This is a genomic window from Succinivibrio sp., assembly GCF_045124615.1.
Lineage (GTDB): Bacteria > Pseudomonadota > Gammaproteobacteria > Enterobacterales > Succinivibrionaceae > Succinivibrio > Succinivibrio faecicola.
Genome location: NZ_JBGVMC010000017.1, coordinates 1 through 9,283, shown reverse-complemented (window position 1 = coordinate 9,283; position 9,283 = coordinate 1). Strand labels below are relative to the sequence as shown.

The 9,283-nt window shown below is 32.9% G+C and carries 10 protein-coding genes and 1 pseudogene; 8 read left to right on the top strand and 3 right to left on the bottom strand.

All coding sequences use genetic code 11. The annotated features are described in order from the left end of the window. Positions 1-581 precede the first annotated feature (581 nt). The 4 genes from ACJML3_RS00350 to ACJML3_RS00335 all read left to right on the top strand — a co-directional run bounded on the left by ACJML3_RS00350 (position 582) and on the right by ACJML3_RS00335 (position 3,653). On the top strand, positions 582-896 hold the full coding sequence (locus tag ACJML3_RS00350) for a hypothetical protein (RefSeq protein WP_219935974.1): 315 nt from the start codon (positions 582-584) through the stop codon (positions 894-896). 656 nt (positions 897-1,552) lie between these two features. Next, positions 1,553-2,377: a hypothetical protein gene (locus ACJML3_RS00345; protein ID WP_406019634.1), complete on the top strand. Its 825-nt coding sequence runs from the start codon at positions 1,553-1,555 to the stop codon at positions 2,375-2,377. Between the two features lie 16 nt (positions 2,378-2,393). Then, on the top strand, positions 2,394-2,945 hold the full coding sequence (locus ACJML3_RS00340; protein ID WP_406019633.1) for a hypothetical protein: 552 nt from the start codon (positions 2,394-2,396) through the stop codon (positions 2,943-2,945). A 156-nt stretch (positions 2,946-3,101) separates the two neighbouring features. Next, positions 3,102-3,653, top strand: a complete 552-nt coding sequence (locus ACJML3_RS00335; protein WP_406019632.1) for a hypothetical protein — start codon at positions 3,102-3,104, stop codon at positions 3,651-3,653. Positions 3,654-3,662: 9 nt separating this feature from the next. Here ACJML3_RS00335 and ACJML3_RS00330 read toward each other — a convergent pair whose 3' ends face one another. After that, positions 3,663-3,791, bottom strand: a complete 129-nt coding sequence (locus tag ACJML3_RS00330) for a hypothetical protein (protein WP_406019631.1) — start codon at positions 3,789-3,791, stop codon at positions 3,663-3,665. Between the two features lie 364 nt (positions 3,792-4,155). Here ACJML3_RS00330 and ACJML3_RS00325 point away from each other — a divergent pair. Both ACJML3_RS00325 and ACJML3_RS00320 read left to right on the top strand, forming a co-directional pair. After that, a pseudogene (locus ACJML3_RS00325) lies at positions 4,156-4,284 on the top strand (hypothetical protein); the annotation flags it as partial. Between the two features lie 183 nt (positions 4,285-4,467). After that, positions 4,468-6,318 (top strand): alpha-amylase family glycosyl hydrolase, encoded by a 1,851-nt coding sequence (locus ACJML3_RS00320; RefSeq protein ID WP_406019630.1) that lies wholly within the window; start codon positions 4,468-4,470, stop codon positions 6,316-6,318. 49 nt (positions 6,319-6,367) lie between these two features. On the opposite strand, the gene ACJML3_RS00315 is transcribed toward ACJML3_RS00320, so the two are convergent. After that, the gene (locus ACJML3_RS00315; RefSeq protein WP_406019629.1) at positions 6,368-6,700 is read right to left on the bottom strand and encodes a TusE/DsrC/DsvC family sulfur relay protein; all 333 of its coding nucleotides are present in this window, start codon (positions 6,698-6,700) and stop codon (positions 6,368-6,370) included. Positions 6,701-6,969: 269 nt separating this feature from the next. Between ACJML3_RS00315 and ACJML3_RS00310 the strand changes: the two genes are divergently transcribed. Continuing rightward, positions 6,970-7,581, top strand: coding sequence for a hypothetical protein (locus ACJML3_RS00310; protein ID WP_406019628.1), 612 nt, complete (start codon positions 6,970-6,972; stop codon positions 7,579-7,581). A 173-nt stretch (positions 7,582-7,754) separates the two neighbouring features. Here the strand turns inward: ACJML3_RS00310 and ribA are convergent, their stop codons facing one another. Continuing rightward, positions 7,755-8,354: a GTP cyclohydrolase II gene (gene ribA, locus ACJML3_RS00305; protein ID WP_406019627.1), complete on the bottom strand. Its 600-nt coding sequence runs from the start codon at positions 8,352-8,354 to the stop codon at positions 7,755-7,757. 197 nt (positions 8,355-8,551) lie between these two features. On the opposite strand from ribA, the gene cmk reads away from it, so the two are divergent. Further along, the gene (cmk, locus tag ACJML3_RS00300; protein ID WP_219935958.1) at positions 8,552-9,235 is read left to right on the top strand and encodes a (d)CMP kinase; all 684 of its coding nucleotides are present in this window, start codon (positions 8,552-8,554) and stop codon (positions 9,233-9,235) included. The last annotated feature ends 48 nt before the right edge of the window (positions 9,236-9,283 follow it).

Below are 9,283 nucleotides of genomic sequence, written 5' to 3'. Positions count from 1 at the left end.
TATTTAATTGCACCGATCTTCAATTAAGACGCAATGATCTTATAGTAAGTAAGCACGTATCATATTATTAAGTTGCAGTTTTTTATCTTCCTACAAATCAATCTACTATTGAAAAATGACTCCTATTTATTGAAAAGAAATTAACAGTACTGTAATATTATTTTACGATAATTGCAACAATTTAATTTTAGAAAATACGATAATAATAAGAATAGAGTATTGTGACATTAGTTTAGAGCATACAAATTGATAGATAAATGACAACTTTACCAACAGTTTGACTGTTTGGTTGAAGAATATTTAATCCTTTGATCTTTAAACAAGTTTTAACGATCTTAATCTGATATCTTATTAGCTGATTAAACATAGAAATAATTATTTTTGTGATTGCATTTTCAAGATTAAGTTATGTGTGTATCAGGGATTTGGTATCAAGTGTTACTTGACCTAGGTTCATTTTGTTATTAAATTAGGTTTATTTTCAATGATCTGGAAAATGAAAATAGATTAAAAAAAACAACAAGAGTAGCAATATTATTGACTCTGATTATCAGAATTTCTCGATTTAAGGAATTGTTTTAATGGCCAGACCAAAAAAGGATGATAAGGAACTTGCAAAGCAGCATAAGTATTATATTAAAGATCATGCCAATATTCTGCTATGCAGATTTGCAGGACAGTATCATCTTACTTCAAGTAAGCTGATTGAGCGTTTTGCTTTTTCTTTAGAAAATCAGCAGAATAGGGCATTATTCGAAAAAATCCTATCCCTGCCAGAACTGTCTGATGATGAAAAGAATGAAAATCTTGATGAGCAGATTGATCTCAGAAAGAAAAGAACAATCGGCGCTAATGCAATGAATGATAAAAAGAGTAATTCAAAAGAGAATAAGTAACAATCAGCATAATGAGAAATATAAAAACAAAGTGAGAAATTCTTTTACATCAATCTTTATAAAGACAGTTTTGTATAAATAGATTGTCATCAGACAATTGAGTAATTAAAAATCATGATTCACATCCTAATGGATGTTTATAGATAAAAATGGTTGACCACTAAATCGATAGATTTGTTGACCAACTAACAAACATATATGTTAAGTCTTTTCTATTCATCCACCATTTTCAATTAAAAAACTTAGATGGAAATCTAGCTGCTAGACCGAAGTTACGTGCGTGAGCCTGCATTACATCAAATTGATTGGCTCTTCCTTTCAAAAAATGCAGTTGCAGTTCTTTATTCTTGTTGTGCTGCACACACAATGGAAGATCGTTGCAACTTAGTAACAAGATCATGTTGTTCCTTCAGTAAAAATAAAAAAACACTAACCTGATAAATTTTATTATTTTATACAGTACTGATAAATAACTTATTAAAAATAAAAGAAATTTATTATTTATCCATATGCGTTCTTGTTTCTTTATTCCATAAAAACGTGATTAAGATAATAAAAAATCTAAAAAAATATTAGACAAAATATATTTGAATATATTACAGTACTGATAAAGACACGATATTTTCTAAAACACCTTTTATTTTGAGGTCATTATTATGGATACAAATAATTCAACAAATACCTTAGAAAAAATTGATTCAATTATTGCAGGCTTTTTTAGTGAATTTCGTTTTTACAGAGGTCTTATTAGTGTTCAGGAAGATTATTTCTTTGATAAGGCTCGTTCTATCTTTTGTGCTCAGCCTTTAATGATTGATGATGATAATCTTCCTTTTAATGTCAGCATAGAGCAGATTAGACTGATAAATTCATTTATTCATGCATATGATTTTACTGATTTGTATCTTGCTTGCAGATCAAATGCTGAAGAAAACGATTGTAATCTTGATAATTATGCCTGGGATTGTGACTTTGCATTGGATTATCTTCAGTATTTCTCTTTAGATGCTCTTGTGTACTTTGCTAATAAAGTAGCTAATGGCAATTGCTCTTATTTTGATGCAAATTTATATGAAGAAATCATCGAATGCTGGCATTCATATGATGAGATTAATGCATTGAAGTATACATACCTTCATGGTTTATGCAAAAACTATGGTCAATCAAGAAAGATCCTTGTCAGTGAATTTGATGAAACAGAATTAACTGTCATCTTTATGGATATGTTTAGAAATATAGCTATTCCATACATAAAAGGTTACTTTTATGTTCCTAATGAAGACAATGATTCTGATGATTGTTTTGATGATGATTTTGATGATAGTGATGATGACCTTTATACGCATGATCGCTTTGTTTCCTGGGATGCCTATTTTGACTTTATTAAAAGGCATGATAATTCACTGATATCAGATATAGAGTGCAATACCAATGCTCAAAGTGTGTTTGGTGTATTAAGAGGCGATCTTGAATATAAATAATTAAAAGGAGATAAAAATGTTTTTTAACAATTATCAGGAATTCTTAAATGCAGCTGCTGTATGCAATCGTGATTATTATAATGTAGCTTGTTTTCTTAATGACCATGAAGAAGAGCAGAGTTATGTCAGGTATTTTGAAATCAGAAATATCAATCCAAAACACTGCTTTGAATATCTGAAAATTGATAATCCAAATCTTGATATTATAATGAGTGCACTCGAATTAAAAGAGCCTGAAACAATTGAAGAATTAAGTCATATCCTATCGATATTCTATCAATACAGTTTTATTTACAATAGCTGTGAAGATGAATTTACAGAAATTGCAAATAAACATCCTGAGGTTATAGATTTTGCAAAAAATAAAATAAAAAATCATGAATACACTTTAGCTGATGATCATCATTTTATAGATCCACCATTTTTAAAGTTTCATACAATAGAACATGTTAGTGAAAACATTAATGATTTTGCTTTTTCATGGCTTATTGATGAGGTTGTTATAGACATTCTTTATTCAAAAAATCATTTTAAGATGATGAATTATAAACAGGACGTACTTATTTAAAGCACAATTTCTGGCACATATTCAAAGACAAATAAGTTACTTCTTGTGTTTTACACTTCTTAAGAATATGTGACCTTAATAATTAACCAGAATTAAGAGTACCTAAAGCCAATCCTTTCTTTGTAAGGATATTGCAAACAAACAAGAGGATCAAAAATGATTTACGGAAATTTGCAAGAGCAATTAAATGCTCAAGCTGTATGCAATCGTGATTTTTATAATGTTGCTTGTTTTCTTAATGATCTTAAAGACGAGCAGAGTTATTTCAGGTATTTTGAAATTAGAAATATCAATCCTAAACATTGCTTTGAATATCTAAAAATTGATAATCCAAATCTTGATATTCTTATGAGTGCACTTGAATTACAAGAGCCTGAAACAATTGAGGACTTGAGTCATATATTATCAATATTTTATCAATATGCTTCAATTTATAATGGTTGCAAAGAAGAATTTACAGAAATTGCAAATAAACATCCTGAGGTTATAGATTTTGCAAAAAAGAAACTTTTAAACCATGAATATAAGTTAGATGATAAAGGTGTTTTTATTTATCCTTACTTTTTAGAAGGTTTTGATTTAGATTGTGTAACCGAAGATTTATATGATTTTGCTTTTTCATGGCTTATTGATGAGGTAGTATCAGATATTGTCTTTTCAAAAAATCATTTTCAAATGATGAATTATAAGCATGATGTATTAATTTAATTTTTTAATTCAGTTGTGAAAAGTAGTAGCTGCAAAAGTAGCTGAAGCAGCATCATCAGTTAGAAAATTTTCTGCAGATGTTGAAAATAAATATGGTGCATCTGCAGTTGCAAAAGCTCTTAAGTGAAGTAAGTACATACTTACCTCCAAGCGAGAAACTCTAAAATCAAAAGACCAAGATGCCAAAGAAGGCAAGGTGATTTCTTGAGGCTCTGAACTGTTTAAAAAGCAGGAAGTTAAACTGAAGGCAGAACAGTACCGCAGGTACATAAAATTACTCTCCCAGAACCGTTTGCTGATGGATTTATATTTTGTAAAGACCAATTTAGATCAAGCTTATTTAAGGCCTACAGCAGCAGAAATGAAGCTATATATAGAGAGAGCATTAACTACTGTAATACTGTAAAGGCGCAGAAAACAAGCACTTCATATGGTTTGCCAGGTTACTTAAAAATCATATTGACGGCATCATAAGTCATGCAGATAGCCGTTATCAAACGGAAAGGTTGAAGGTATCAATCAGAGGATAAAGACCATCAGAACGAAGAGCTATGGACTCCCTGATGATGAATATTTCTTTTTAAAACTGTTTGATGCCTCAAGACAAAGATGGAATTACTTGAATGAATAAGGGGATCCTAGATCCCACATTTATTTGTACTAAACCAAAAAATGCATAAATATCATATTGTTATTAATTCCTATTAAGTTTTCTTTTGTGATCAGAATCAATAATTCATTTTTTCTATATAGATAATTTGTGACTTATCTAATAATCTGAAAAAACTTTTTATACAAGACTATGGTGAATTTAATGAAAAAATCAAAACTTCTAGGAGTAGCTGCACTTGCTACAGCATTGCTGTCAGGTACAGTTTGCCTTTGTTCAGGCTGTTCTAAGACGTCAGATGAGGGAGCAAGCCTTCCTTTTACCTGGCAGAACACTAATCTCTACTTTGTAATTACCGATCGTTTCTATAACGGTGATAAGAGTAATGACAATTCATATGGAAGACCTTATAAGGATTCAGCAGGTTATACTGCAGGTACTTTCCATGGCGGTGATTTCAAAGGTTTAACTCAGAAGTTAGATTATATTCGTTCATTAGGTGTAAACGCTATCTGGGTGAGCTCACCTGTAGAGCAGGCTCACGGCTGGGTAGGCGGTGGTCCTATGGGTATGTATCAGTACTATGCATACCATGGCTATTATGGTCTTGATTTTACTTCTATTGACGCAAATATGGGTACAGTAGAAGAATTCAGAACTTTTGTGAATGAGGCTCACAAAAGAGGTATCAGAGTTCTTATTGATGTTGTTATGAATCACTCTGCATATGCAACATTAAAGGATATGTGTGATCTAAAATTCGGTGAGACTGCAAACGGTGTTGATCCTTGTTCTGAGTGGCTGCCAAACGCAAGTGTTGGTGAAACATTCCATAACAGACCAGTTGATGCTAGATCATATCCATCATGGGATAGATGGTGGGGTAAGGACTGGATTATTTTTGATGCATATGGTGAGCCTTGCGGAGCTGAAGATGGTCTTGATAAGTGTTTAGCTTATCTTCCTGATTTTAAGAATACTAATCCTAATGCAAAGAAGGTAAGTTTACCTCAGTTCCTATTAGATAAATGGAAAACACCAAATCCTAAATATGATATTCCTGCAGCAATTCCATACAGACAGGGCCAGATGAGTGTTGCTCAGTTCCAGGCTCACTGGCTTGCTTCATGGGTAGAGGAATTCGGTATTGACGGTTACAGAGCAGATACTGTTAAGTACGTATCAAAAGAATCGTGGAAACTGTTAAAAGAGTATTCTGTTGCTGCTTTAAACAAGTGGCGTGAGAAGAATAAGGGTAAAGATCCTGCTGCAGACTGGACCGATCCATTCTATATGACAGGTGAGCTGTGGGCTTTTACAACCGATCCTGAGGACAAATCAGGTTTTGCAAAGGATGGTGGATTTGATTCTCTAATCGATTTTTACTTCAATCCTGACGGTGTAAATCTAAATACATGTATTATGCCTGATCAGGCTGACTGGGAGAAATACGGAAAATTATATGGTCGTCTTGAAGGAAAGGTACCTCTTGGCAATCTGACTTATATTTCATCTCATGACACATCTTTATGTAGAAAGAAGAACATGGCAAAAGCAGCATTAAACTTCCTGTTACTGCCAGGCTCAGTTCAGATTTTCTACGGTGATGAAACATCAAGAGTAAATGATATGGGCGGTGGTATCGACATGGAGCAGGGTATACGTTCAGATATGAACTTCCCTAAAGATGTTGATAATGCTAAAGAATGGGCTGCAAATGTATCAACCTTAAGTAAGGATTTCTCAAAGGACAATGAAATTCTTGCTGTATGGCAGAAGATTGGTCAGTTCAGACTACGTAATCCTGCAGTTGGTGCAGGTTATCAGGAAAAACTGTCAGATGGTTCCTACTGCAGAATGTTTAAGGACAAGGCAAAGGGAATTGATAATGCTGTTGTAATTCATGTAGGTGATACAAAGCAGGTTTTGGTTGGCAAGTGTTTTGCTGATGGATCCAAGCTACAGGATGCATACTCACTTAAGTATTACACAGTAAAAGATGGTAAGGTTGAAGGTGACTTTAATTTTGCAGCACTCTTAGAAATTAAGAGATAACATCTAAAAGAAAAGCACATACGACCAGGACCAAAGTGTCCTGGTTTTTTTATATGCATTTTATTGGTTTTGGCAAACCTGCATATTTAGCCGCACTTTTAGCAGCTCCATTTGGAAAAAGTTTTGCAAGTTCAATTGATGATGAAAGATCCTGATAACCAGACTCTTTTAAATACTTTAAAAGAATTCTGATAGCAGGAGTGGTTGCATATGTATCATAGTATTTGCGAACTGCGTTTATAACAAGAATGTGTTTGTCGGTCAGATCACAATTTTCTGATTCTGCCAGAATGTACATAATTTCTTCATTCCAGTCCTCTTTATTCAATAAAAAGCCATTTGAATCAGTTTCAATAATCCTACCTTTATATTCAAAACTCATAGTCAAACTCTTTGATTAAATATGGTTGATTTTGAAATCATATGATATTTCAAAAGGTTAAAAAATACAAAATAAATAAATTTGATAAAAATCTCAAAAATGTACTAAAAATCATTACTAATAAAGATGAAATATTTAACCTGAAATGTCAGAGATGTAAAAAAAATTAAAAATTTGATTTACATCAAAGTTTTTTTGTCTATAATAACATTCAGAAAATTTGTGATGAATGTCACTTTAATTTTTAACAATTGAACAGATAGAGTACTATGAAGGTTTTAAAAGCTTTTTTATATTTTCTTTCAGCAACTGTGTTATGCATTCCTTTGGTTATTGTAATCTGCCAGGGCGAAGATTCCAATGTTGAACCAAAATCAAAAGCTCCTGTTGCTTTACTAGGAGATAGAGTATGTGCTGATGGAAACATCAATAACTGTATTCTTCTACGTGATCAGGCATTACAGGAGAAGAAGTATGCTGAAGCCTTCGCATATTTAAAGACTCTATGTGACCGTTATCAGGATTCAAATTCATGTCTTATGACTTATGAGACTTTCTTCAATATGCAAGAAACCAATAAGTCAGAGTCACAGAATGTAAAGACTACTTTATATGAGGTTCTTTACTATCTTGATTTAGGCTGCAAACTTAACAACTATTCAGCATGTTTACGTGCAGCAAGAATTTATGAATATGGTGTAAAGCCAGATTCATCTCAGGCTCTATACGGCTTCAATGTGGCATATGATGCTCAGGAAGCTAAAAGATACTACAAAAAGGTTTGTGAATCTGTATCAGATGATGCTCCTGAGGCATGTAAGAAGATCGTTGATCTTACACACAAGACCCATAGTTACAAGTATCTTATAAAGAAACAGTAATCATTTTTATATTCTTCAAAAAAGTCCTAAATTCTTGGATTCAGTACACAGTATTGAATCCATTTTTTTTATTAATTCCTTTGTTAAAGAATGATTTTGGATGTATTTGATAATAAGGATCTGTCTAATAAAAAAGGAGCTTTGTGAGCTCCTTTATTAATCTATAATGTTTTTTAATCTTGATGATGAAACATATGGCCCATTCTTTCTTCTTTTGTATTCAGATAATCCTCATTGAATTTGTTTCTTCCATATTCAATAGGTTTTCTGTCTACAACTTCAATGCCATGCTCTTTAATGTCATTAATCTTTAAAGGATTATTTGTCATGAGAATAACTTTAGTAAATCCCATGTTTTTCATCATCTGAGCACAAGCTTCATAGTTTCTTGCATCTGCAGGAAAACCAAGATTTACATTAGCATCAACTGTATCTGCACCATTATCCTGAAGCTTGTAGGCTCTTATCTTATTGAATAGACCGATACCTCTTCCTTCCTGGCGCATATAGAGAATAGCACCTCGACCAGCTTTCTGGATTTCCTGCATTGCAGCTGCAAGCTGGAAACCACAGTCACATTTTAATGAGCCGAATACATCACCTGTTAGACATTCAGAATGAATTCTGCACAATACTGGCTCACCATCAGTTAGATCACCTAAAAAGATAACAGCATGATCGATTGAGTCGTTTTCTTTAAAAATAGTGATATTGAACAACCCGTATTTTGTAGGTAAAAGAGCAACCGGGCCCTGAATTAACTTAGTAGTCAAAACAATTTCCTAGTAATAAACATATTGAATTTGCTGTATTTTATCACAAAGAAAAATACTAATAATCAAAAATCAGCACTTATGAAAATAATTAGCAAAAAGAAATGGTAAAAAAATGCATTTATATGCAAAAAAGACTGTATAAACGGGATGTTTTTCTGTTAAAATAGCAATCTTAAAAATATAAGGATAAAAAAATGGCAGAAGCAATTGTAATCGCAGTAGACGGCCCAAGTGGCGTAGGTAAAGGCGAGCTGACAAAAAGACTCGCATCAGCACTTGATTATGAGTTACTTGATTCTGGTGCAATTTACAGAGTTTTAGGCTATGCAGTAAGAAAAGCTGGTCTTGCTTTGTTTGATGAGGAATCAGTTGTACAAGAAGCTAAACTTCTGAATTTATCCTTTGAATGCCTTGATGATGGTGTTCATGTTCTTTTAAATGGTGAAGATGTTTCATCAGAGATAAGAACTGAAGAGGCAGGCAACAATGCAAGTAAGGTTGCAGCTTATCCATCAGTTAGAATGGCACTTTTGCAAAGACAAAGAGAGTTCTTAAAAGAGCCTGGTCTTATTGCAGATGGCCGTGATATGGGAACTGTTGTTTTTCCAAAGGCAAATGTAAAACTGTTTTTAGATGCCAGTGCTGAAGTAAGAGCAAACAGAAGAATGCTTCAGTTACAGCAGAAAGGCAAAGAAGCTGATTATCAGAAAGTATTAGCTGAAATCAAAGAACGTGATGACAGAGACCGTAACCGTCCTGTTGCACCATTAAAGCCTGCTGATGATGCACTGGTTATTGATACTTCAGATATGACAATTGAAGAGGTTTACAAGACTGCTTGTGACTATATCTTCAAGAAGACAGGTATCAGAATTTAAGTTTTTTTTTCTGACAGTCATGGATGATTGTCTTTATTTATCAACCCT

What these genes read in the sequence shown, in the direction of transcription:
- ACJML3_RS00350 (WP_219935974.1), top strand. Translation starts at nt 582, where the DNA reads ATGGCCAGACCAAAAAAGGATGATAAGGAACTTGCAAAGCAGCATAAG.
- ACJML3_RS00335 (WP_406019632.1), top strand. Translation starts at nt 3,102, where the DNA reads ATGATTTACGGAAATTTGCAAGAGCAATTAAATGCTCAAGCTGTATGC.
- ACJML3_RS00315 (WP_406019629.1), bottom strand. Translation starts at nt 6,700, where the DNA reads ATGAGTTTTGAATATAAAGGTAGGATTATTGAAACTGATTCAAATGGC.
- ACJML3_RS00340 (WP_406019633.1), top strand. Translation starts at nt 2,394, where the DNA reads ATGTTTTTTAACAATTATCAGGAATTCTTAAATGCAGCTGCTGTATGC.
- cmk (WP_219935958.1), top strand. Translation starts at nt 8,552, where the DNA reads ATGGCAGAAGCAATTGTAATCGCAGTAGACGGCCCAAGTGGCGTAGGT.
- ACJML3_RS00320 (WP_406019630.1), top strand. Translation starts at nt 4,468, where the DNA reads ATGAAAAAATCAAAACTTCTAGGAGTAGCTGCACTTGCTACAGCATTG.
- ACJML3_RS00330 (WP_406019631.1), bottom strand. Translation starts at nt 3,791, where the DNA reads ATGTACTTACTTCACTTAAGAGCTTTTGCAACTGCAGATGCACCATAT.
- ACJML3_RS00310 (WP_406019628.1), top strand. Translation starts at nt 6,970, where the DNA reads ATGAAGGTTTTAAAAGCTTTTTTATATTTTCTTTCAGCAACTGTGTTA.
- ACJML3_RS00345 (WP_406019634.1), top strand. Translation starts at nt 1,553, where the DNA reads ATGGATACAAATAATTCAACAAATACCTTAGAAAAAATTGATTCAATT.